Origin of the sequence: Vibrio japonicus (assembly GCF_024582835.1) — a bacterium.
GTDB classification, from domain to species: domain Bacteria; phylum Pseudomonadota; class Gammaproteobacteria; order Enterobacterales; family Vibrionaceae; genus Vibrio; species Vibrio japonicus.
In genome coordinates this window covers 1,825,425-1,847,243 of record NZ_CP102096.1, presented here as the reverse complement: position 1 = coordinate 1,847,243, position 21,819 = coordinate 1,825,425, and the positions used below count along the sequence as shown (strand labels likewise).

Annotated in this window: 23 protein-coding genes; 21 read left to right on the top strand and 2 right to left on the bottom strand. The window is 45.4% G+C overall.

The features are described 5' to 3' along the window. Positions 1 to 29 precede the first annotated feature (29 nt). The 21 genes from flhF (at position 30) to NP165_RS08645 (ending at position 18,515) form a co-directional block, all read left to right on the top strand. Positions 30 to 1,505, top strand: a complete 1,476-nt coding sequence (gene flhF, locus NP165_RS08745) for a flagellar biosynthesis GTPase FlhF (protein ID WP_257083590.1) — start codon at positions 30 to 32, stop codon at positions 1,503 to 1,505. A 12-nt stretch (positions 1,506 to 1,517) separates the two neighbouring features. Then, entirely contained in the window at positions 1,518 to 2,405 is an 888-nt protein-coding gene (locus NP165_RS08740) for a MinD/ParA family protein (protein ID WP_257085573.1), read from the top strand. Continuing rightward, complete coding sequence (locus NP165_RS08735; protein ID WP_257083589.1) at positions 2,398 to 3,132, top strand: RNA polymerase sigma factor FliA; 735 nt, start codon at positions 2,398 to 2,400, stop codon at positions 3,130 to 3,132. Before NP165_RS08740 ends, NP165_RS08735 begins: the two co-directional genes overlap by 8 nt. A gap of 43 nt (positions 3,133 to 3,175) precedes the next feature. Next, positions 3,176 to 3,544: a chemotaxis response regulator CheY gene (cheY, locus tag NP165_RS08730; RefSeq protein ID WP_257085572.1), complete on the top strand. Its 369-nt coding sequence runs from the start codon at positions 3,176 to 3,178 to the stop codon at positions 3,542 to 3,544. Between the two features lie 33 nt (positions 3,545 to 3,577). Then, entirely contained in the window at positions 3,578 to 4,297 is a 720-nt protein-coding gene (locus NP165_RS08725) for a protein phosphatase CheZ (RefSeq protein WP_257083588.1), read from the top strand. Positions 4,298 to 4,306: 9 nt separating this feature from the next. Beyond that, complete coding sequence (locus tag NP165_RS08720; protein WP_257083587.1) at positions 4,307 to 6,472, top strand: chemotaxis protein CheA; 2,166 nt, start codon at positions 4,307 to 4,309, stop codon at positions 6,470 to 6,472. Between the two features lie 23 nt (positions 6,473 to 6,495). Continuing rightward, positions 6,496 to 7,635: a protein-glutamate methylesterase/protein-glutamine glutaminase gene (locus tag NP165_RS08715; protein WP_257083586.1), complete on the top strand. Its 1,140-nt coding sequence runs from the start codon at positions 6,496 to 6,498 to the stop codon at positions 7,633 to 7,635. Positions 7,636 to 7,644: 9 nt separating this feature from the next. After that, positions 7,645 to 8,421 (top strand): ParA family protein, encoded by a 777-nt coding sequence (locus NP165_RS08710; RefSeq protein WP_257083585.1) that lies wholly within the window; start codon positions 7,645 to 7,647, stop codon positions 8,419 to 8,421. After that, positions 8,414 to 9,409, top strand: a complete 996-nt coding sequence (locus tag NP165_RS08705) for a chemotaxis protein CheW (protein ID WP_257083584.1) — start codon at positions 8,414 to 8,416, stop codon at positions 9,407 to 9,409. The genes NP165_RS08710 and NP165_RS08705 overlap by 8 nt, the downstream gene beginning before the upstream one ends. A gap of 37 nt (positions 9,410 to 9,446) precedes the next feature. After that, positions 9,447 to 9,941, top strand: coding sequence for a chemotaxis protein CheW (locus tag NP165_RS08700; protein ID WP_257083583.1), 495 nt, complete (start codon positions 9,447 to 9,449; stop codon positions 9,939 to 9,941). Beyond that, on the top strand, positions 9,941 to 10,435 hold the full coding sequence (locus NP165_RS08695; RefSeq protein WP_257083582.1) for a DUF2802 domain-containing protein: 495 nt from the start codon (positions 9,941 to 9,943) through the stop codon (positions 10,433 to 10,435). Before NP165_RS08700 ends, NP165_RS08695 begins: the two co-directional genes overlap by 1 nt. A 193-nt stretch (positions 10,436 to 10,628) precedes the next feature. Beyond that, positions 10,629 to 11,249: a cytochrome c biogenesis heme-transporting ATPase CcmA gene (ccmA, locus tag NP165_RS08690; RefSeq protein ID WP_257083581.1), complete on the top strand. Its 621-nt coding sequence runs from the start codon at positions 10,629 to 10,631 to the stop codon at positions 11,247 to 11,249. Positions 11,250 to 11,251: 2 nt separating this feature from the next. Beyond that, on the top strand, positions 11,252 to 11,920 hold the full coding sequence (ccmB, locus tag NP165_RS08685) for a heme exporter protein CcmB (protein ID WP_257083580.1): 669 nt from the start codon (positions 11,252 to 11,254) through the stop codon (positions 11,918 to 11,920). 105 nt (positions 11,921 to 12,025) lie between these two features. After that, on the top strand, positions 12,026 to 12,778 hold the full coding sequence (locus NP165_RS08680; RefSeq protein ID WP_257083579.1) for a heme ABC transporter permease: 753 nt from the start codon (positions 12,026 to 12,028) through the stop codon (positions 12,776 to 12,778). Between the two features lie 3 nt (positions 12,779 to 12,781). Then, positions 12,782 to 12,988: a heme exporter protein CcmD gene (ccmD, locus tag NP165_RS08675; protein ID WP_257083578.1), complete on the top strand. Its 207-nt coding sequence runs from the start codon at positions 12,782 to 12,784 to the stop codon at positions 12,986 to 12,988. Continuing rightward, a complete protein-coding gene (ccmE, locus tag NP165_RS08670; RefSeq protein ID WP_257083577.1) occupies positions 12,985 to 13,470 on the top strand; it encodes a cytochrome c maturation protein CcmE in 486 nt (161 codons plus the stop codon). The genes ccmD and ccmE overlap by 4 nt, the downstream gene beginning before the upstream one ends. Next, positions 13,467 to 15,425: a heme lyase CcmF/NrfE family subunit gene (locus NP165_RS08665; RefSeq protein ID WP_257083576.1), complete on the top strand. Its 1,959-nt coding sequence runs from the start codon at positions 13,467 to 13,469 to the stop codon at positions 15,423 to 15,425. The genes ccmE and NP165_RS08665 overlap by 4 nt, the downstream gene beginning before the upstream one ends. Next, on the top strand, positions 15,425 to 15,979 hold the full coding sequence (locus NP165_RS08660; protein ID WP_257083575.1) for a DsbE family thiol:disulfide interchange protein: 555 nt from the start codon (positions 15,425 to 15,427) through the stop codon (positions 15,977 to 15,979). The genes NP165_RS08665 and NP165_RS08660 overlap by 1 nt, the downstream gene beginning before the upstream one ends. Next, positions 15,976 to 16,455: a cytochrome c-type biogenesis protein gene (locus NP165_RS08655; protein WP_257083574.1), complete on the top strand. Its 480-nt coding sequence runs from the start codon at positions 15,976 to 15,978 to the stop codon at positions 16,453 to 16,455. The genes NP165_RS08660 and NP165_RS08655 overlap by 4 nt, the downstream gene beginning before the upstream one ends. Then, positions 16,455 to 17,675: a c-type cytochrome biogenesis protein CcmI gene (ccmI, locus tag NP165_RS08650; protein ID WP_257083573.1), complete on the top strand. Its 1,221-nt coding sequence runs from the start codon at positions 16,455 to 16,457 to the stop codon at positions 17,673 to 17,675. Before NP165_RS08655 ends, ccmI begins: the two co-directional genes overlap by 1 nt. Positions 17,676 to 17,735: 60 nt before the next feature. Continuing rightward, positions 17,736 to 18,515 (top strand): MlaA family lipoprotein, encoded by a 780-nt coding sequence (locus NP165_RS08645; protein WP_257083572.1) that lies wholly within the window; start codon positions 17,736 to 17,738, stop codon positions 18,513 to 18,515. Between the two features lie 278 nt (positions 18,516 to 18,793). Here NP165_RS08645 and NP165_RS08640 read toward each other — a convergent pair whose 3' ends face one another. Beyond that, entirely contained in the window at positions 18,794 to 20,107 is a 1,314-nt protein-coding gene (locus tag NP165_RS08640; RefSeq protein ID WP_257083571.1) for an outer membrane protein transport protein, read from the bottom strand. 318 nt (positions 20,108 to 20,425) lie between these two features. Next, positions 20,426 to 21,727, bottom strand: coding sequence for an outer membrane protein transport protein (locus NP165_RS08635; protein ID WP_257083570.1), 1,302 nt, complete (start codon positions 21,725 to 21,727; stop codon positions 20,426 to 20,428). Positions 21,728 to 21,819 lie beyond the last annotated feature (92 nt).

Sequence of the window (21,819 nt, the reverse complement as noted above, 5' to 3'; positions counted from 1 at the left end):
AATAAATGCACGAGTAAACGGTATCCAAATTGAAGATTAAACGATTTTTTGCCAAAGACATGCGTTCTGCTCTGCTCCAAGTGAAAGGGGAGCTGGGCGAGGATGCGGTGATCATGTCGAATAAAAAAGTCGCAGGTGGTGTTGAAATTGTTGCGGCTACCGATAGTGAAAGCGCGAACAATCGCTCGGTAGCGAATGGCTACAGTTCAAACCCGCGTCATAATACTCGTCAGGCACCCGCTTCTTTACCTACACCGTCAAAAAGACAGCTTGAAGATGACCGAGTTACGCTACAAACGCAGGCTGACTCTGGCCGTTCGATGACCAAGCGGTTCGCGAGCATGCTCAAGCAATACAGCACAGGCAAACCTGAACAAGACGAACGTGAAGAGGAGACGGCAGATTCACTGTCGGCTCTGTTAAAACGTCAATCTTCATCAAATTCATACTCTAATAACGTGCAGATGAAAGAAGATTCTCCGTTGGCTCGCTTGATCGCCGAAGATCGCAGAGTTGAACGTCCAGAATCTCGCTTGGATCCGTCACGCTATGAACGCGGTCGTCAAAAAGAATCGTCGTTGCCTAATGAAGACTTGGAAGAAATGAAAGAAGAGATGACGTCAATTCGTCGTCTTCTTGAACATCAAGTTTCTGGTCTTATGTGGCAGGAAGTCGAACGACGTGAACCTCTTAGAGCAATGCTCATCAAACGCCTCGAAAGAATGGGCGTTTCATCAGATCTTGCCGACCAGCTAGCGTGTTATATACCGGAAGACACACCACCGACGAAAGCGTGGAAAGCGCTGTTAGGACTCGTTTCTGACCAAATTCCTATTGCTAAGCAAGACATCTTAAAGCGTGGCGGTGTCGTTGCACTGCTTGGGCCAACGGGTGTAGGAAAAACAACATCCGTGGCGAAACTCGCGGCGCGCGCTGCCATGGAGTGGGGCTCGGACAACGTTGCGCTTGTTACAACCGATACATACCGGATTGGCGCGCACGAACAATTAGCGATTTATGGCCGAATTATGGGCTGTGCGGTAAAAGTTGCTAAAGATTCTAAAGAGCTAGCCGATGTCATATACCAGTTGCGAAATCGTCGCCTGATATTAGTCGATACTGCAGGTATGGGTCAGCGAGACGTCAGACTATCGGAGCAACTTGATACCTTAATGCAAGAAAGTGGGGAGTTGATCCATAGCTATCTTGTACTTCCTGCAACCGCCCAACGAAAAGTACTGCAGGAAACGATCGATCACTTTAAACGCATCCCACTGTCGGGGTGCATTTTGACAAAGCTAGATGAGTCATTGAGTCTCGGTGAATTTGTAAGTGTGGTAGTTCAGAATGCACTGCCTGTTGCGTACATAGCAAACGGACAGCGTGTTCCAGAAGATATTGTGATTGCTCAACCAAAATACATGGTAGCCAAAGCAAACGAATTACTTGAGAAGTCTACAGATGATGAGCCTCATTACTGGAACAGTGAAGTGGAAAAGTTCTAGGTGGCGACGATGATGACAAATAATATGATACAAGACCAAGCAAGCGGTCTGCGCCGCTTAACACAACCTTCTCTGACTAAGGTTATATCTGTCACTGGTGGCAAAGGTGGCGTCGGTAAATCGAACGTAACATTAGGCATGGCGATCAGCATGGCTCGTCAGGGCAAAAAAGTGATGGTACTCGATGCCGATTTAGGCCTTGCCAATGTCGATGTCATGCTCGGGATCCGAGCAAAGCTTAATTTAGGGCACGTCTTGGCGGGAGAGTGTGACTTAAAAGACGCGATTGTCGAAGGGCCGCACGGAATAAAAATTATACCTGCGACATCGGGCACTCAGTCGATGACCGAACTGACGCATGCTCAACATGTGGGTCTGATCCGCGCATTTGGCAGCCTTGAAGATGAAATGGATGTGCTACTGATTGATACAGCAGCGGGCATTTCCGACATGGTTGTGAGTTTCTCCCGCGCAGCACAAGATGTTGTTGTCGTTGTGTGCGACGAACCAACTTCAATCACGGACGCATACGCGTTAATCAAACTGCTGAGTAAAGACCATCAGGTGCAACGCTTTAAAATTGTTGCAAATATGGTCAGAAGTTACCGTGAAGGCAGAGAATTATTCGCAAAGTTGACGTTGGTCACAGAGCGATTCTTAAATGTGAGTCTTGAGCTTGTCGCGTGTATCCCATTAGATGATAAAGTTCGTCAGGCGGTAAAAAAACAAAAGATTGTAGTGGATGCTTTCCCGCGCTCACCAGCTGCTTTAGCAATTGGTTCTTTGGCAAATAAAGCCCTTACTTGGCCAATACCGAAAACGCCAAGCGGACACCTAGAATTTTTTGTTGAACGACTACTCAATCGAACTGAACCTCCAGAGGAATCATTTGGTGAATAAGGCCCTGACTTATGACCAGTACGCAAACCATAACAGCCAACGAGCGTTTTTAGAAAAGTACTCGGTGCTGGTTAAACGTATTGCTCATCATTTGCTTGGGCGATTGCCTCCGAGTGTTCAGGTAGAAGACCTTATTCAAGCAGGAATGATCGGCTTACTTGAAGCACAAAAAAACTACGATGGTAGTAAAGGTGCAAGCTTTGAAACGTATGCTGGTATTCGAATCCGTGGTGCCATGCTGGATGACATCCGACGAGGAGATTGGGTTCCTCGTTCTGTCCACAAGCAGAATCGTGAAATTAACCAAGCAATCTCGGAGCTTGAAGGTGAACTGAATCGAGACCCTTCAGACGCTGAGGTTGCCCAACATCTCGGTATGACATTAGCGCAGTATCATTCTGCACTGACAGACATCAATTGCTCTCGTCTAGTGGGTATTGAAGACCTTGGCGTATCCGAAGACGCGATCAGCCCTGAAGACAATGAAGATTCCAATACGCCTTTTAAAGGCGTGGCAGATGAATATTTTCGTAAAGCATTGATTGACTCAATCAAATCTTTACCAGAGCGAGAGGCTCTAGTACTTTCGCTCTACTATGACGAAGAGTTAAACTTAAAAGAAATCGGCGAAGTTATCGGAGTAAGCGAGTCCCGCATTAGTCAGATTCTTAGCCAGTCTATGCAACGTTTACGCACAAAGTTAAGTGCGTGGACAAACAACGAGTAATACACTGATATCCAACTCAGTGGAGGCAATTTTGAATAAAAACATGAAGATCCTTATTGTTGACGATTTTTCAACAATGCGCCGTATTGTTAAAAACTTACTTCGCGACCTGGGCTTTAATAACACCCAAGAAGCCGATGATGGCTTAACGGCGCTACCAATGTTAAAGAATGGTGGGTTCGACTTTGTTGTGACAGACTGGAATATGCCTGGCATGCAAGGTATCGATCTTTTAAGACATATTCGTTCGGACGAGCAACTGAAACACCTGCCTGTATTGATGATTACTGCGGAAGCAAAACGCGAACAGATCATCGAAGCAGCACAAGCGGGTGTAAATGGTTATATCGTTAAGCCATTTACAGCAGCAACGCTAAAAGAAAAATTAGATAAGATTTTCGAACGTCTATAAGTCCATAACTCACGGTGCAAAGGCCAAATCAGAATGATTTCATTAGATCAGGCGAAACAACTTGTAGAGCTATTAGAAAATGATCAGCAACAAGATGCGAATGCGCTTGTTAAAGACATTTATGAGCAAGAAACCACTCCTGTATTTCAAGAGATTGGTGAGCTGACCCGAGACCTCCACGAAGCGATTAACCAGTTCAGTGCGGACGCACGGATGAGTGAAATTGCCAATGACGAAATCCCAGATGCAAGGGACCGCCTCCAGTACGTCATTGACAAGACCGAGGTTGCTGCGAATAAAACAATGGATGCAGTGGATCGCTGTATGCCTATCGCAGACAACTTGCATGAAGGTCTACTCCAAGTACGTCCACAATGGAACGAACTGATGCGTGGGCGAATCGATATTGCTGAGTTTAAAGCCCTATGCCATCGCATCGATGATCTTTTGGGTCAGGTGGAAGGAAATAGCTCAGAGCTACGAGGCCAACTGACAGAAATTCTGATGGCGCAAGACTTTCAAGATTTAACGGGCCAGATTATTCGTAGAGTAATCACGCTAGTTAATGAAGTCGAAGGTAGACTGGTTGATATACTCACTGCGTTTGGAAATGAGCAGTCAGAAAACAGCAAAGACAATAAGAAGAAAGCATCGACGGATCCAGAAGGTCCGATACTAAATCCTCGCGAAAGGGATGATGCTGTTTCATCACAAGACGAAGTCGATGACTTGCTCTCGAGTCTTGGGTTTTAGAGGTAATATATGAGCTACGATTTAGACGAAGATATCCTTCAAGACTTTTTGGTTGAAGCGGGTGAAATACTGGAGCTTCTCTCTGAGCAGTTGGTTGAGCTTGAGAACAATCCAGACGATAAGGATCTATTGAACGCGATATTTCGCGGATTCCACACGGTAAAAGGTGGGGCTGGATTCTTATCGCTCACTGAGCTAGTGGACACATGCCACGGCGCAGAAAATGTGTTTGATACATTGCGAAACGGCCAACGTCAGGTCAACGCGAGTCTGATGGACACCATGCTCCGATCTTTGGATACCATCAATGAACAGTTTCAAGCCGTACAAGATCATGAACCTCTTGTTCCTGCTGAGCAATCGCTGTTGGATGAATTGCACCGTCTATGTAAGCCAGCCTCTGAAGATGAAACAGCTAGCGTTGAGGACGAGTTACCTGTGGTGGAAGTGCCTGTTGTAGAGCCTGAACCAGTGGTGACGGCACCGGCGAGTTCTATTGATGAAATCACGCAAGATGAGTTCGAAAAACTGCTTGATGAGTTACATGGAAAAGGTGCTGCTCCGGGTGCAAGCTCAGTAGTGGAACCCGCTTCAAATAGTCTGCCAAGCAGTGAGCTAAGTGGTGATATTACTGACGACGAATTTGAGAAGTTATTAGATGAATTGCATGGGGTAGGTAAAGGCCCTGGTGAATCGTCTAATGTTGCTTCGGTAACTCCACCAACAGCACCTTCAGCCCCAGTTGCCCCGAAAGCGTCTTCCGGCGATGAAGATCTTATGACGGACGAAGAATTCGAATCTCTGTTAGATGAATTACACGGTGCGGGTAAAGGTCCATCTGTGGAGGAGCTTGACTATGCGACGAAACCAGCAGCATCTAACTTAGCGGCCGTCACGCCTGCGACGCCAGTTACACCAGTGGCTCAGCCAGCAGAAAAACCAGCGACACCCGTAGCAGAGACAAAGAAAGACACTGCACAAGGTAAAAAACAGCAAGCAGAAGCGACAGTACGTGTTGATACTTCGACGCTAGATACCATCATGAACATGGTGGGCGAATTAGTCTTGGTACGTAATCGTCTACTAAGCCTTGGTTTGAACAGCGCAGATGAAGAAATGTCAAAAGCTGTCGCTAACCTTGATGTCGTGACCGCTGACTTGCAAGGCGCGGTCATGAAAACGCGCATGCAGCCAATTAAGAAAGTATTCGGACGCTTCCCACGAGTGGTCCGTGATCTTGCGAGAAGTCTAAAGAAAGACATCACATTAGAAATGCGCGGAGAAGAAACCGATCTAGACAAGAACTTGGTGGAAGCTTTGGCTGATCCATTGATTCACTTGGTTCGCAACTCCGTTGATCATGGCATAGAAATGCCAGACGTTCGTGTCGCTGCGGGCAAACCTAAAACGGGTAAAGTGATTCTATCTGCTGCCCAAGAAGGGGACCACATCCAACTTGCTATCGTCGATGATGGTAGTGGCATGGACCCAGATAAACTTCGTAGTATTGCGGTAAAACGCGGTGTTATGGATGAAGACGCAGCGTCTCGCCTAACGGACAAAGAGTGCTTCAACCTAATCTTTATGCCAGGTTTTTCTAGCAAAGAGCAGATCTCAGATATTTCAGGTCGTGGTGTCGGTATGGATGTTGTGAAAACAGCGATCAATACGCTAAACGGCTCAATTGATATCGACTCAGAAATGGGTAAAGGCACCAAGATTACGATCAAAGTACCGTTAACATTAGCAATATTGCCTACGTTGATGGTGGGCGTGGCAGGGCACCCATTTGCCTTACCGCTTGCTAGCGTTAATGAGATTTTCCACTTGGATTTAAGTCGTACTAACGTTGTCGACGGCCAGTTAACGATCATTGTTCGTGAAAAATCTATCCCACTGTTCTACTTACAAAACTGGTTAGCACCACGTGCTGGTAGGGCAGAGCAGCGCACTGGGCATGGCCATGTTGTTATTGTTCAGTTAGGTAGTCAACGTGTTGGCTTTGTTGTGGATACGCTAATTGGCCAGGAGGAAGTGGTTATCAAACCTCTGGACAACCTGCTACAAGGCACTCCAGGCATGGCAGGCGCGACAATCACTAGTGATGGTCATATCGCATTGATCTTGGACGTACCTGATTTACTTAAGCAGTATGCGGCTGCTTCTCGAATCTAAATCGCAGATATAGAAGGAAAGATATGGCGATTAAAGTATTAGTAGTAGACGATTCGAGTTTTTTCCGCCGTAGAGTCAGTGAAATCATTAACTCTGATGCGCGCTTGGAGGTCGTAGACGTTGCTGCAAATGGAAGAGAAGCCGTTGAAAAAGCACTCAGCGTAAAGCCAGATGTTATTACCATGGACATTGAAATGCCAGTGATGGACGGTATTACTGCCGTCCGTGAAATCATGGCGAAAAGTCCTGTCCCGATTTTGATGTTTTCTTCACTGACGCATGACGGTGCTAAAGCGACACTTGATGCGTTAGAGGCGGGAGCACTCGATTTCTTACCGAAAAAATTTGAAGACATCGCACGCAACCGAGATGAAGCGGTCGCATTGCTACAACAGCGAGTGCTTCACATCGCTTCTCGACGAGCGTTTATGCGCAGAGCAAGACCGGTAGCGCCAGTAAGAGCACATGCAGCAGCGACTACGGCAGCCTCAGCGCTGGCGACTCGCTCTACGCTTCAATCTAAAACGGTAGTAACGCCAGCAGTCAGTAGGCCTGTTGCGCCTGCACGTTTTAGAGCATCGGGCAAAAAATATCAGTTAACTGCGATCGGCACATCAACAGGTGGTCCCGTTGCATTGCAGAAAATTTTAACCAAATTACCGGCAAACTATCCGCATCCTATTGTTTTGATTCAGCACATGCCAGCTACGTTCACGGCAGCGTTTGCGAGTCGGTTGAATTCACTTTGTCGTATTCAAGTGAAAGAAGCAGAAGACGGTGATGTATTGAAACCGGGTGTGGCCTATCTTGCGCCGGGTGGAAAGCAAATGATGGTAGAAGGTCGCCCCGGTGCTGCGAAACTGCGCATTTTGGATGGTGGCGATCGCATGAACTACAAACCTTGCGTTGATGTGACGTTTGGCAGTGCTGCAAAGATTTACGCAGATAAAGTGTTGTCTATGGTGCTGACGGGCATGGGTGCCGACGGTCGTGAAGGTGCCAGAATGCTAAAAAGCGCAGGATCGACGATATGGGCTCAAGACGAAGATAGTTGCGTTGTTTATGGAATGCCTCAAGCCGTTGCAAAAGCAGGTATCTCTACAGAAGACTTGCCTCTCGATAGAATTGCAGAGCGAATCTTAGTAGAAGTGGGTATGGCGTAGAGGTTGTAGATGATTGTATGGAGCATAGCCAACCAAAAAGGCGGTGTTGGTAAAACTACAACCACTATTACCCTTGCTGGATTACTGAGCAAGCAAGGTAAGCGTGTTCTACTTGTGGATACCGATCCACATGCATCACTGACCACGTATCTTGGTTATGATTCCGATGGTGTTCCCGCCAGCTTGTTTGATCTTTTTCAGTTAAAAGAGTTTACAGAACAGAGCGTAATGCCTTTGGTTATTCAGTCAGACATTGAAGGGATAGATATCATTCCTGCGCACATGTCTCTGGCAACCCTTGATCGGGTAATGGGTAACCGAAGTGGTATGGGGCTAATTTTGAAACGCGCGTTAGTCGCATTAAAGCATCGCTATGATTATGTATTAATTGACTGCCCTCCGATTCTCGGCGTCATGATGGTCAACGCCCTTGCCGCCAGTAATCGCATATTGATCCCAGTGCAAACAGAGTTTTTAGCGATGAAAGGCCTAGAACGCATGGTACGCACGTTAGCGATTATGCAGAAGTCGCGAGGAGAGCCTTTCAGCGTCACAATCGTACCGACTATGTATGATAAAAGAACGCGTGCTTCATTACAGACTTTGCAGCAATTGAAGAAAGACTACCCAGATCAAGTTTGGACCTCTGCAGTGCCGATTGACACTAAGTTTCGCGATGCCAGTTTAAAGCATCTCCCGGTGTCCCACTTTGCAACAGGCAGCAGAGGTGTCTTTGCTTATAAGCAACTACTGATTTATTTAGAGAGGCTAGCTATTAATGAGTAGTCAATCGACACTCTCTAGTGAAAAGGCGCTAGATGATTATTTTTCGGCGCTTTTAGATGAATGCGTAGAAGTTGAAGACGATCAAAAACTGGTTGTGGTTTCTGAATCAGAAAACACGATGGCTGAAGAGCCAGAGCCAGAGCCAGAGCCAGAGCTTCAGCGTATCAATGAGTTGACAGAGTACACCTTGCCCGTTGCCGAGTCAGAAGTTCCAAACTTGGAAGACGTTGAACGCTTATTGCTACAACTTGAGTCGACCAATCCTGTAGACGAGTTGGATATTGAACAGGTATTACAAAAAAATACCGATTCTATCGCTGTAGTCAAAACCGAACAGGCGGTAGAAGAAATTCAGGAATGGGAAGTTGACGCCACACCTATAAGTGAAGTCACTACGCCTGAATTAGATATCGAGTTTGAAGAGTCCCAGTCGTCTGAAATTGAAATTCCTCAGACAGATGAACAGACGGATATCAGTGTCGCGTTAGAAACCCAATCTCAAGGTAGCGTGCCTGATGTTTGGCAAACTCGTGCTCAAGACGTTCAATTACAAGTTCTTTATTTTGACGTCAATGGTGTGACCTTTGCGGTACCGTTGGATGAACTCGGTGGCATTCATCGACTGGGTGAGTTAAGTCATCTCATTGGAAGACCAGCATGGTATTTAGGTCTTCAGAGCAATAAGGAAGCTCAGCTGGATGTGGTAGACACAGCCAAATGGGTGATGCCTGAAAAGTTGAAAGGTGACGCGTACAAAGAAGCTTACCAATATATTGTCATGCTTGGAGAAAGCATGTGGGGGTTAGCTTCAACGCAACTGATGGGGACAGAGTCCCTAAACCCCGACATGATACGCTGGCGAGAAACCGCAGGGAAACGCCCGTGGCTCGCCGGTATGGTCAAAGAAAAAATGTGTGCCTTGATTCATGTTGATGCATTAATATCTATGCTTGATGCAGGGCTTGATGTCAAAGCACTAAACCATTAGAACATTTATGCCGACTTGGGCTTAGAGAGGATAAGGTATGTCTCAAACTAATGAAGTAGAAGTAAGAAAAGAACAGTCTAATGACGAAGTGCTTCAGTGGGTGACGTTCCAACTAGAAGAAGAAACTTACGGCATTAATGTAATGCAGGTGCGTGAAGTTTTACGTTACTCAGAAATTGCTCCAGTTCCAGGTGCGCCTGACTATGTACTAGGCATTATTAATCTGCGCGGTAATGTTGTAACGGTTATCGATACACGTTCGCGCTTTGGCTTGGTTGAAGGTGAAATTACTGATAACACGCGTATTATCGTAATTGAATCAGAGCACCAAGTGATCGGTATTCTGGTAGACAGTGTTGCAGAAGTGGTTTACCTACGTTCATCTCAAATCGACTCGACACCAAGTGTGGGTACAGATGAAAGTGCTAAGTTTATTCAGGGCGTGAGTAACCGTGATGGCAAGCTGTTGATTTTAGTGGACTTGAATAAACTACTGACGGATGACGAATGGGATGAGATGGCTCACCTATAATGGACTTTAGTTGGATCACAAACGACCCAATTTTGGTTGGGTCTATCGTCTTTGTCATCAGCTTGTTTGCGTTCGCGTTAATTCAGGTTAAGCGATCGCAGACGAAAGCGTTTGAACAACTTCGACAGCAAAATCGCCATTTAGACAAAGAGCTTCAAAAGGCTAATAAACAGCTACTTGAAGTTCGTTCTGTTGTCGTGGGATTAGGGCAGAGAGCAAGTGAACAGCAAGATATTATTAAGCATCTGAATGAACGGATCACGGAACTTGAACAAACGGACAATGATGGTCGTTTGTATTCGAGAGCGAGTAAGATGGTTCAATTAGGCGCAGACCTGAATGAGTTGATTGAGGAATGTGAGCTTCCTAAAGCTGAAGCTGAGCTGATGATGTCGTTACAGAAAAAAATAGCCGGAAAAGAGAAAGTTCCCCCATTGGAGAGCAATCCTGATGGACAACGATCTCTAGCTCGTCAACGGCGTGTTAGTCGCTAATCATTTTGTATCTAGGTGCCATTTGGCACCTTTTTTTGTATTAAATTGTAGCCATTTAGGGCTAGATAAGTCGTTACATGCACAATTGTTAACAGATTCTTACTCAGTTTCGTGATTAGCATAGGTCTATTGATGTGTTGTGATGAAAAGGCTGTGGTAATATAGCGACTCGAAATTTTAGTAGTGACCGCACATGTTAGAAGTATCCCAACTTACCGCCATTCGAGATGAAAGAATTCTCTTTGAATCCCTTTCTTTTACTATAGATTCCGGAGAGTTAGTTCAAATCGAAGGGAGAAACGGTACAGGTAAGACAACCCTGTTACGTATCGTGACGGGACTGGGTGATCGTGATAGCGGCGAAATATTTTGGAATGGCGAAAATATAGAATCGAACCGTGATGGATACCACGAAGACTTACTGTTTTTAGGACACTCAACGGGTGTAAAACGTGAGCTGACGGCCTACGAAAATTTAAGATTCTACCTCAATGTGCACTCTAAAAAGCACACATCTAACGAAGATATCTACAATGCACTGGTTAAAGTTGGTTTGGCAGGGCGAGAGGATGTGCCTGTCGCGCAATTGTCTGCTGGTCAACAACGTCGTGTCGCGTTAGCAAGGCTTTGGTTGAGTGAACACAAATTGTGGATTTTGGATGAGCCTCTAACCGCTATCGATAAACAGGGCGTTAAAGTGTTGGAATCACTCTTTCTGAATCACGCTGAGCAAGGTGGCATCGTGGTGTTGACGACACACCAAGATATGTTCACCGATACCCCAAAACTTAGAAAAATAAAACTGGGTAATTAATCATGCTAGGCATTATGAATAGTATTGTACGACGCGAGCTTCTCATTGCGTTTCGTCGCCAAGCCGATGTCTTTAACCCTCTGTGGTTTTTTATCATTGTCATCACGCTTTTCCCGCTAAGCATTGGACCGGAGCCTAATCTGTTGGCTCGCATTGCGGCAGGTATCGTTTGGGTCGCAGCATTATTGTCGGCTTTGTTATCTCTTGAACGACTGTTTCGAGATGACTTTCAAGATGGTTCGCTGGAACAGATGATGCTGATGCCAGTGCCATTACCTATTGTGGTGATATCTAAAGTGATTGCCCATTGGCTGCTGACAGGATTGCCTCTTATTTTGATTAGCCCATTGCTCGCGATCTTACTATCGCTGGACTTTAACACTTGGTTAGCTGTGGTATTGACCTTAGTCTTGGGGACTCCAACACTCAGCTTTATCGGTGCAATAGGCGTTGCCTTGACCGTTGGATTACAAAAAGGTGGGGTGCTGCTCAGTTTGCTCGTATTACCGCTTTATATTCCGATTTTGATTTTTGCTACATCTGCGATTGATGCAGCATCGCTAGGTATTGCTTATAACGGCCAGCTAGCAATTTTAGGTGCAATGTTTATGGGCGCATTTACCCTGACGCCTTTTGCGATTAGCGCTGCACTACGAGTAAGTGTGAATTAGTTGCTTTCGATCAAGCACGAAAATTCCCCGATCTATAAATTATAAAACTAAAGTCTTGTGATGCATTCAAGACAAGATGAACTGAAGTAAGAGTGAGAACAAAATATGTGGAAATGGCTCCATCCCTATGCCAAGCCTGAGTCTACTTATCAGTTATGCGGTAAGTTGTTGCCTTGGTTTTCCATACTAGCATTATTGTGTTTATCTTTAGGCTCTGTGTGGGGATTGGCGTTTGCGCCTTCCGATTACCAGCAAGGTGATAGTTTCAGAATTATTTATATCCACGTGCCCGCAGCGATTTGGTCTATGGGTGTGTACATGTCGATGGCGATTGCTGCATTTATCGGCCTAGTTTGGCAGGTGCGTTTATCTGATATGGCGGCCTCTGCCATGGCACCCATTGGCGCTGTATATACGTTTATTGCACTTTTGACTGGCGCTATTTGGGGTAAACCGATGTGGGGTACTTGGTGGGTGTGGGACGCACGTCTAACTTCAGAGCTTATCCTGCTATTTCTTTACTTGGGCGTCATTGCGCTTTATCACGCCTTTGATGACCAAAAAACAGCGGCAAAGGCGGCGGGCATTTTGGCTATCGTTGGTGTCGTTAATCTCCCGATTATTCACTTTTCAGTTGAGTGGTGGAATACGCTTCATCAAGGTGCAACTATAACAAAGTTTGAGAAACCGTCCATTTCAAACGATATGTTATGGCCGTTGCTACTTAATATTTTTGGTTTTGCATTTTTCTTCGGTGTTGTCGCGATGGTTCGTTTACGTAATGAGATTATCAGTAAAGAAAGCCATCGTCCTTGGGTATTGAAACTCGCCGAAGCTAAGTCTCAGAGAGGTAATTAAATTATGCATTTTGAATCTTTGAACGACTTTTTCGCTATGGGCGGATACGCCAGTTATGTTTGGAGTGCTTTTGGCATTACATTCTTGTCTCTATTGATACTACTTTATGTGAGCGTGAAACGAGGCGACACGTTACTAAAAGAAGTGCAATCAAAAATCGATAGGCAAGCACGAATTGAAGCAGCTAAGAATTTGGAGAACACACTATGAACCCAAGACGTAAAAAAAGGCTCGGCATTGTTCTTGCGATCTTTATCGGTATCAGCACGACGATAGGGCTAATGCTATATGCGTTGAATCAGAATATGGATTTGTTTTATACGCCGACTGAACTGGTTAACGGGAAAGATGATGGTACTAAACCAGAAGTCGGCCAGCGTTTACGTATTGGCGGTATGGTTGTTGTGGATTCGGTTAAGCGTGATCCAGAGTCGCTAAGAGTTTCTTTCGAGTTACATGATGTAGGACCGAAAGTAACGGTTCTATACGATGGTATTCTTCCAGATTTGTTCCGTGAAGGACAGGGTATTGTCGCGCAAGGTGTTTTGAAGGATGCGCGCACGATCGAAGCTTTTGAAGTGTTAGCTAAGCACGATGAAGAGTACATGCCGCCAGAAATCGCTGAAGCAATGCAGAAGAACCATCAACCACTTCAATACTCAGAACAACAAAAACAAGGAAGCGGTCAATGATTGCTGAAATTGGTCATTTCGCGCTGATTGTATCCTTAGCAATGGCAGTGCTATTAAGCATACTGCCATTAGTAGGGGCATCAAGAAACAATACAATGTTAATGAACACCGCAAGGCCGTTGTCTTGGGGGATGTTCTTGTTACTTTTTATCTCTTTTTGCGCGCTACTTTGGGCGTTCTATACCAACGACTTCACCCTTAATTACGTCGCATCTAACTCTAACAGCCAGTTACCTTGGTACTATCGACTAACGGCGGTATGGGGTGCGCACGAAGGTTCACTCCTTCTGTGGGTGTTGATTCAAGCCGCGTGGACAATCGCAGTGGCGACATTTAGTCGTGGTATGCCGCAAGAGTCTGTTGCTCGCGTTTTAGCGGTGATGGGTATGATCAGTGTCGGCTTCTTGCTGTTTATCATTGTGACATCCAACCCGTTCTTGCGTACGCTTCCGTTTTTCCCTGTTGATGGTCGTGACCTGAACCCGCTTCTTCAAGATCCGGGTCTGATCATTCACCCGCCTATGCTGTATATGGGCTACGTGGGTTTCTCAGTTGCATTCTCGTTTGCGATTGCGTCTTTAATGACAGGTCGTTTAGATACGGCATGGGCACGTTGGTCTCGCCCATGGACGACAGCAGCGTGGCTATTTTTGACATTAGGTATTGCACTAGGTTCTTGGTGGGCGTACTACGAACTTGGCTGGGGCGGCTGGTGGTTCTGGGATCCAGTAGAAAACGCATCCTTCATGCCATGGTTGGCAGGTACAGCTCTGATGCACTCACTGGCAGTGACGGAAAAGCGCGGTACATTTAAAGCTTGGACAGTATTGTTAGCAATCTCAGCGTTCTCACTCAGTTTGCTGGGTACATTCTTGGTGCGTTCGGGCATTCTAGTCTCCGTTCATGCCTTTGCTTCTGACCCATCACGCGGGATGTTCATTCTTGGCTTCCTTGTGTTTGTTATCGGTGGCTCATTACTATTGTTTGCGCTTAAAGGTGCTTCAGTACGTGTTCGCGGTAACTTTGCGTTGGCGTCACGTGAAAACGCGCTGCTGGTGAACAATGTATTGTTGATCGCGGCTCTGGTTGTGGTGCTTGTGGGTACTCTACTTCCGCTGGTTCATAAACAGATTGGCTTGGGCTCTGTGTCGATTGGTGCGCCATTCTTTGACATGCTGTTCGCTTGGCTGATGATTCCTTTCTCGTTCTTTTTGGGCATTGGTCCTCTAATTCGTTGGAAGAAAGACGATCTATCAGGGTTGAAGAAACCAATGCTTGTCTCTGGTGTGGCATCGCTTGCACTGGGTGGCGTGTTTGTTGTTGCGTTCTCGGAATACTTCCAGTTTATGGCGTATTTAGGGTGGGTGATGGCGCTTTGGATCATCTTTATGCATGGGTTCGAACTCTACGAGCGAGCTACTCACCGTCATCGTTTTTCTGTCGGCATCAAAAAGCTGCAACGCAGTCACTGGGCGATGATGTTCGGTCACATCGGTTTGGCTGTTGCCGTGATTGGTATTGCGATGGTGCAGAACTACAGCATTGAAAGAGATGTTCGTTTAGCGCCGGGTGAGCATTATCAAATCCAAGGCTACGATTTTTACTTTAAAGGTCTTCGCGACAAAGACGGCCCGAACTACGACGGCTACATCGCTGATTTTGAAGTGACGCGTGATGGTAAGTACATCAATACGTTGCACGCAGAAAAGCGTTTTTACAATACAGCACGTTCAATGATGACAGAAGCCGCCATTGACCGCGGTGTGACGCGTGACCTTTATATCGCAATGGGTGAACGCTTAGACGACAACAAGTCTTGGGCAGTCCGCATCTATCATAAACCATTTGTTCGCTGGATTTGGGCAGGTGCGCTTCTTATGGCATTAGGTGGATGTATCGCGATTAGTGATAAGCGATACCGCTTCAGAAAAAGTGCGAAAGCTCAGGAGGCATAATGAATAAGAAACATCTATTTATTCCGCTGATTGTATTTTTAGGCTTGGTGGCAGTCTTTGCCACTCAGCTGGTTAAAAACTCTCATGGTGATGATCCAACGAAATTGGAATCGGTGCTCGTTGGAAAATCGGTTCCTGAGTTTCGTCTAGAAGACTTAGCAGAACCTGGAAAGCTTTATGATCAGGCTATTTTCAAAGGTGAGCCACTGTTGCTAAATGTTTGGGCGACATGGTGTCCAACTTGTTACGCAGAGCACCAATATTTAAATCAGTTGGCAAGCGAAGGCGTGAAAATCATTGGTATGAACTACAAAGATGAACGTACCAAAGCGGTTGGCTGGCTGAATGATTTGGGTAACCCATACCTGATTAGTCTGTTTGATGGTGATGGCATGCTTGGGTTAGATCTGGGTGTTTACGGTGCACCAGAAACGTTCCTGATCGATGCTGATGGCGTCATTCGCTACCGCCACGTGGGTGATGTGAATGATCGTAACTGGAATGAAAAGTTAAAGCCAATGTATGAAGCGTTGCTGGCAGAGGTGAAAGGATGAAAAAGTTAATTGTTTCATTATTCGCTGCACTGACTCTTTCAATGGCGGCTCAAGCTGCAATTCAAGTTTATGAATTTGAAACGCTTGAACAAGAGCAGCAGTTCAAAGAGCTTGGCAATACATTGCGTTGTCCAAAGTGTCAAAACAATACCATTGCGGATTCCAATGCTGAGCTTGCTGTCGATCTTCGCCAAAAAGTGTATGAAATGACCAAGCAAGGTAAGTCGAAGCAAGAGATCATCGACTACATGATTGCGCGCTACGGTAATTTTGTTACTTATAATCCTCCATTCACAGCAGTCACTTCTGTTTTATGGTTAGGCCCACTGTTTGTGGTTGTATTCGGTTTTGGTTTTATCATTTTAAGAAGCCGAACCAAAAAAGCACAGCCACAGCAAGAGCAGTCTTGGGACAAAAACAAAGAAGCACGTTTAAATGAACTGCTGGATGAAAAGAATAATGAGGATAAGCAGTAATGACACTATTTTGGGTAGCTTCAGCTGTTCTTATCGTTTTCAGCTGTGTTTTGCTTGCTCTGCCAATCTATAGGCAAAAAGCGAACAACGATGAAGCATTACGCGACGAATTAAACAAAGCGTTTTATAAAGACCGACTTTCAGAACTGGAAGAAGAAACGGATGAGGGACTGGTAGAAAACCAGCAAGACCTTATTGAGGATTTGAAACAGTCGTTGCTCGATGATATTCCTACAGAGAGCAAAAGTAAAAAGGACAGTTCGATCTCACCGATTGCAGTATTGATTCCTTCTGTATTGCTCATTGCGGGTATCTCGTACGGGTTATACGCAAAATTGGGTGCGTATGAAGATGTTCAAGAGTGGCACCAAGTTTCCGAGAATCTGCCTGCTCTATCTAAAAAGCTTCTGTCCCCAGAAGGTGCAGCACTCAGCGATGACGAAATGCGCGACTTAACCTTGGCGTTAAGAACGCGTTTGCATTATGAGCCGGAAGACTCCACAGGCTGGTTGTTGCTTGGCCGTATTGCTTTAGCGAATCGTGATGTGGATACCGCCATTGGTGCAATGAAAAAAGCTTATCGTTTAGAGCCTAAAGACTCTGATGTGATGCTAGGCTATGCGCAAGCGTTAATGCTTTCGCAAGACGATGTCGATCAGGAAAATGCTCGCCGTATTCTCGGTGATTTAGTGAAGAATGACTACGTTGATTTACGAGTTTTCTCTCTGCTTGCATTTGACGCCTTTGAGCGCAAAGACTACCCAGCGGCCATTCGCTATTGGGGCATTATGCAGCAAATGATAGGTCCGCAGGACAGTCGTTATCAAATGCTCAGTCGCAGTATCGAGAATGCGCAGAAGCAAATGGGACAAGAAGTAGGTACAGGCAAATCAGTGTCGGTAGCGATATCTGTCTCAGACAATGTGAAAGCCGATCCAAACGCTGCATTAATTGTGTCTATTCACACCGCAGATGGAGCGCCGATGCCTGTTGCTGCCGCCCGATACCCTGTAGGCTCCTTGCCACGTACTGTCGTATTGGATGACGGAAATAGCATGCTTCCAGAACGTAAGTTATCTTCTTTAGAGTCTCTATTAGTCAGAGTTCGCATCGACAGCGATGGAAATGTGGCGACTAAAGAAGGGGACTGGTTTGGCGAGAGCGAAGTCGTTAAAATGGGTGAATCTGTGCAGGTTGTCATTGATAATCAGTATCAGTAACCGCCAAAAAGAAAAACAAAGGTCGGTATTTTACCGGCCTTTTTTATGGAAATAACAATAATGAAAAACAGTATTAAATATCAGTTCTGGCTACTGATAGCGGCAGTATTAGCGTTGTCAGGCTGTGCGGGAACCCCTCAGGAGAGTGAGGACGGGGAAGGTGTGTCAGTGGTAGAGGAATCAGATGTTAATGATCCTTTCGAAGGCTTTAACAGAGCAATGTGGACAATAAACTACGATTACCTTGACCCATATCTTGTTCGACCTGCAGCTATCGCATACGTTGACTATACGCCGTCACCAATACGTACAGGTATTGCCAACTTTCTGGGTAACCTGGATGAACCATCGAGCATCGTAAACAACCTTATAATGGGTAACGGCACAAAAGCGTTAGACCATTTCAACCGTTTTTGGATTAACTCTACGTTTGGTTTGCTTGGCTTAATCGATATTGCATCTGCGGCAGGTATTACCGATCACAATGAGAAAGCATTCAGTGATGCAGTCGGTCATCACGGGGTAGGTAATGGTCCATACGTTATGGTTCCGGGGTATGGTCCGTGGACGGTACGAGAATCCGTCGATGTTGTTGACAGTACCTATGCGCCACTTTCTTATTTGAATATTTGGGCTGGACTCGGTAAATGGGCATTAGAAGGGCTTGAGACGCGCGCCTCGTTGGTACCGCAAGAATCTATGTTAGATAACTCTCCTGATCCTTATGCGTTAACCAGAGATGCTTACCTTCAGCATCAAGACTTCAACGCAGAGATAGAAAACGACCATTACGATGAAGAGGAAGAAGCGTATCTGGATGAGTATTTAGATGAGTATTAAATAACCTCAGCTCGGGATAATTTAAGCCATTCAGCACCGCACTTTTAGCGCCTAACTGCGTTAAAATCAACGCAATAGGCAAGCTATTGACTTGTGATTTTGCCTTGTTATGCATCTAAAATTGCAGTACTGACTCTTGAATTACTAAAAGCTACTGAATTATTTAACTTTGTCGACTTTCTTATCCCGAGCTGAGGTTAAATAACCCTAGCTCAGGATAATAAAAGAAAGGCTTGGTCAGCGATGACCAAGCCTTTTTCATGTGTGTGAAAGCTAAATTAGAAACGGTAGTTCGCTTGTACGCCGATTAGCCACACGTGACCAGTTGTTTGGCCAACAAATTGACCACCCACCGCTTGTGCAGCATCGTCTGAAGCATAGCCACGAGACTCAGTAATTGGCGCATCTTTAGCGATGATGTAAGTAAAGCCGCCGTCTAGAGTGAACTGCTTGGTGAAGTCATAGCTTGCGCCTAAGCTTAACCACGTACGGTCAGTTTCTGGAATCGTGATTGTGCGATTTTTAGCACTTACGGCAGAAGTGTCGTAAGCAACACCTGTGCGTACCGCCAGCTTAGAATCAACTTGGTAAGTCGCACCGACTGCGAAACGATAGTTATCTTCCCAGTTTTCAACTTTTACAGTTTGCGACGGTAGGGTATTTAAGTCAGCGTACAGCTGTTTAAAGCTACTCCAGTCCGTCCAGTTTAAGCTCATGTGCATTGCTAGTTGATCTGTTAGCTGGTGGAAGCTTGCCAACTCGGCTGTTTGAGGCAACGCCAAGTTCATTGAGCCGGTATCATTTAGAACTTGAAAATTGCTTGGGTTGAGGATTTTCGCGTCACCAGAAAGAGCCAACTCAACTTCTGATTTGTAGCTCAAACCAACACGGTGGTTCTGAGTGATTTGCCAAGCTGTACCTACTTGCCAACCCCAAGCGGTATCATCGCCTTCCATGTATTTTAAAGTGGTGCCTTCTTTTAGGCCCAGATGTGCTGCGCTGTTAAGTGCTGGTGCCGTTGCGCCAAAGCTACCTTCACCGACCACATAACGAATACCGCCGCCTACGCTAACCGTTGGCGCTACTTGATAAGCGAGATTCAGGTTCGCTTCTTTAGTAATGATGCTCGCTTCATCTCCGAAGTGTGAGGCTGCAAACCCTGTACCCAGTTCCGTTTCCATACCGTAGTTTGTGCCAAGAGCAAAGCCGATAGCTAGTTGGTCTGAGTAGCGATGTGATACATACAGGTTAGGGATAACCGCGTCGTTAGCAAAATCAGAAGAGTCAGCGCGGCTCTTTGGCAGTCTTGGGTTTAGTGCTTTAGAACCGTCGACATTACCTTCTACGTCCAGATTTGGATCAACGTAAATGGCACCTACAGACACTTGAGTGCCTTCTAAGTAGGTAAGCATTGCTGGGTTACGCCATTGAGCGCTGGCGTTGTCTGCCATTGCGGCTTCACCAGCGTACGCACGGCCAAGCCCTGTTGCTGAGTATTCTGCTAGTTGGAAGCCTGCTGCACTAGCTGTTGAAGAAACAGTGGCTAAACCACAAGCCACTGCAAAAGAGAGGAGAGTCTTATTTGTTTTCATTGTAATGTTCGCTGAACTTAGTCAAATTTCGTCGAACGATCATAAGGTTGGAGTTATTACTTTAAAAATGCAAAGCGATACATTGAACTAATTTGGAATTTTATTCTGTATATTGGATACGTTTAGTTAATATAACTATAACTATGATTTCTATATATAAAGTTGAGCGTACATCTGTAGTGTCGGAACGCTAAAAGTGATTACAGCTGTAAGCTCAAAATGAGAGAACAAAGTAAGGTAACTGGCTAACAGTTTTATCAGATAAATAAAAAGGGTCGGTATAAAGCCGACCCTTAAATAATGAAACAGTGCTTTTAATTAGAAGCTGCGGCTGTATTGAAGACCGAGCAGGATAGCATCAGCGTGAGTGGTAGCTGATAGCTCAGTAAGGCTTGTTTTCTCATTAACTTTAACGTCATCACCCATTAGGTATGTAAAGCCAAAGTCTATATTTGAGCTTTGATCAAGGTGATAAGTGAAGCCTGCCGACAGCCATTGGCGATCAGAATCCGGTACAGAGATTGAAGTAACAGAGTCTTGAGCACTGGTATCGTACATGTATCCAGTTCTTAATGTCCAATCACTATTTAGGTAATAAGTACCACCAATAGCATAGTGCCAGCCGTCTTGCCATTGGTATTGTTTCTCATATACACCATTTTTCGCTTGTTGTGCTGCAATTGTAGACTTAGTTGCATCTAAGTTTTCAAAGTCAATTTTGTCGAATGCGCTCCAACCAATCCATTGTACGCTGTAATGAACAGCAAATTTGGTGTTTTCAATTTTGTGAAAACCTGAAAATTCTGCAATGTCAGGTAGAGGAAGAGTGATCTTTTGCCCGTGATCATCTTCTGCTTCAAATTCTGGGCTGTATCGGTAGGCTAGACCGAAACGGTTGTTTGCATCAAGTTCGTAAACGGTACCTACATTAAAGCCTATAGCCCAACCATCTGCTTTATTAACATCTAGCAGTGCTGTGCCAGAAGGAGGGATTACTGTAGAAGGCGAGATCGGCATAGGTGTAGCTGGGAAGCCATCACCAGCGATTCGTTTCATTGTGCCTTGCCCATAAATGAGGTCTAAGCCTGCACCAACGCTCCACTGATCATCTAAACGAAATGCTCCGGCCACACCAAAGTTAAAACTCTTTACGTCGGTCAACCCACCAAACTCTGCTGCCGCATACTCATCTGAGAATTGAGTTTTAGTACCGAAGTTTGAGTATGCATTTACACCCCAAACAAATTTATCGTTTACAGGCACAATTAGATGGATGTTTGGTGCGATAGAAGTGTCACCGACATCGTCAGTGTCTTTAACTTCAACAGAGCCAGCAACGCCACTTCTATATGTAACATCTTTTACTTCAATTATTGAAGTAATGCTTTCAAAACCAAGCGATAGCTCAGTTTTATCAAATAAAGTCATTGCCGCTGGGTTACGCGCCATGACAGATGCGTTGTCTGCGATTACAGCATCACCGGCGAATGCGCGGCCGATACCTGTTGCAGATTGAGCGTTAAGTTGGAAACCTGCAGCTACTGCTTGCTGAGAAGCTATAGATGCGGTTGCGATAGTCACTGCTAAAAGTGATTTTTTAAACAGACGCGAGTTGTTCATTCTTGCTTTATCCTTATTTCTTCGCCTCTAGTTGGGCGATATATTTGAGCAAAAGCTCAGTGGTGGCTGATACTAGACTCTAGTATAAAATA

What these genes read in the sequence shown, in the direction of transcription:
- ccmE (WP_257083577.1), top strand. Translation starts at nt 12,985, where the DNA reads ATGAACCCAAGACGTAAAAAAAGGCTCGGCATTGTTCTTGCGATCTTT.
- NP165_RS08700 (WP_257083583.1), top strand. Translation starts at nt 9,447, where the DNA reads ATGTCTCAAACTAATGAAGTAGAAGTAAGAAAAGAACAGTCTAATGAC.
- NP165_RS08695 (WP_257083582.1), top strand. Translation starts at nt 9,941, where the DNA reads ATGGACTTTAGTTGGATCACAAACGACCCAATTTTGGTTGGGTCTATC.
- NP165_RS08655 (WP_257083574.1), top strand. Translation starts at nt 15,976, where the DNA reads ATGAAAAAGTTAATTGTTTCATTATTCGCTGCACTGACTCTTTCAATG.
- NP165_RS08660 (WP_257083575.1), top strand. Translation starts at nt 15,425, where the DNA reads ATGAATAAGAAACATCTATTTATTCCGCTGATTGTATTTTTAGGCTTG.
- NP165_RS08710 (WP_257083585.1), top strand. Translation starts at nt 7,645, where the DNA reads ATGATTGTATGGAGCATAGCCAACCAAAAAGGCGGTGTTGGTAAAACT.
- cheY (WP_257085572.1), top strand. Translation starts at nt 3,176, where the DNA reads ATGAAGATCCTTATTGTTGACGATTTTTCAACAATGCGCCGTATTGTT.
- NP165_RS08705 (WP_257083584.1), top strand. Translation starts at nt 8,414, where the DNA reads ATGAGTAGTCAATCGACACTCTCTAGTGAAAAGGCGCTAGATGATTAT.
- ccmA (WP_257083581.1), top strand. Translation starts at nt 10,629, where the DNA reads ATGTTAGAAGTATCCCAACTTACCGCCATTCGAGATGAAAGAATTCTC.
- NP165_RS08740 (WP_257085573.1), top strand. Translation starts at nt 1,518, where the DNA reads ATGACAAATAATATGATACAAGACCAAGCAAGCGGTCTGCGCCGCTTA.
- NP165_RS08635 (WP_257083570.1), bottom strand. Translation starts at nt 21,727, where the DNA reads ATGAACAACTCGCGTCTGTTTAAAAAATCACTTTTAGCAGTGACTATC.
- NP165_RS08665 (WP_257083576.1), top strand. Translation starts at nt 13,467, where the DNA reads ATGATTGCTGAAATTGGTCATTTCGCGCTGATTGTATCCTTAGCAATG.
- NP165_RS08680 (WP_257083579.1), top strand. Translation starts at nt 12,026, where the DNA reads ATGTGGAAATGGCTCCATCCCTATGCCAAGCCTGAGTCTACTTATCAG.
- ccmI (WP_257083573.1), top strand. Translation starts at nt 16,455, where the DNA reads ATGACACTATTTTGGGTAGCTTCAGCTGTTCTTATCGTTTTCAGCTGT.
- NP165_RS08725 (WP_257083588.1), top strand. Translation starts at nt 3,578, where the DNA reads ATGATTTCATTAGATCAGGCGAAACAACTTGTAGAGCTATTAGAAAAT.
- NP165_RS08715 (WP_257083586.1), top strand. Translation starts at nt 6,496, where the DNA reads ATGGCGATTAAAGTATTAGTAGTAGACGATTCGAGTTTTTTCCGCCGT.
- NP165_RS08640 (WP_257083571.1), bottom strand. Translation starts at nt 20,107, where the DNA reads ATGAAAACAAATAAGACTCTCCTCTCTTTTGCAGTGGCTTGTGGTTTA.
- NP165_RS08720 (WP_257083587.1), top strand. Translation starts at nt 4,307, where the DNA reads ATGAGCTACGATTTAGACGAAGATATCCTTCAAGACTTTTTGGTTGAA.
- ccmB (WP_257083580.1), top strand. Translation starts at nt 11,252, where the DNA reads ATGCTAGGCATTATGAATAGTATTGTACGACGCGAGCTTCTCATTGCG.
- NP165_RS08645 (WP_257083572.1), top strand. Translation starts at nt 17,736, where the DNA reads ATGAAAAACAGTATTAAATATCAGTTCTGGCTACTGATAGCGGCAGTA.
- ccmD (WP_257083578.1), top strand. Translation starts at nt 12,782, where the DNA reads ATGCATTTTGAATCTTTGAACGACTTTTTCGCTATGGGCGGATACGCC.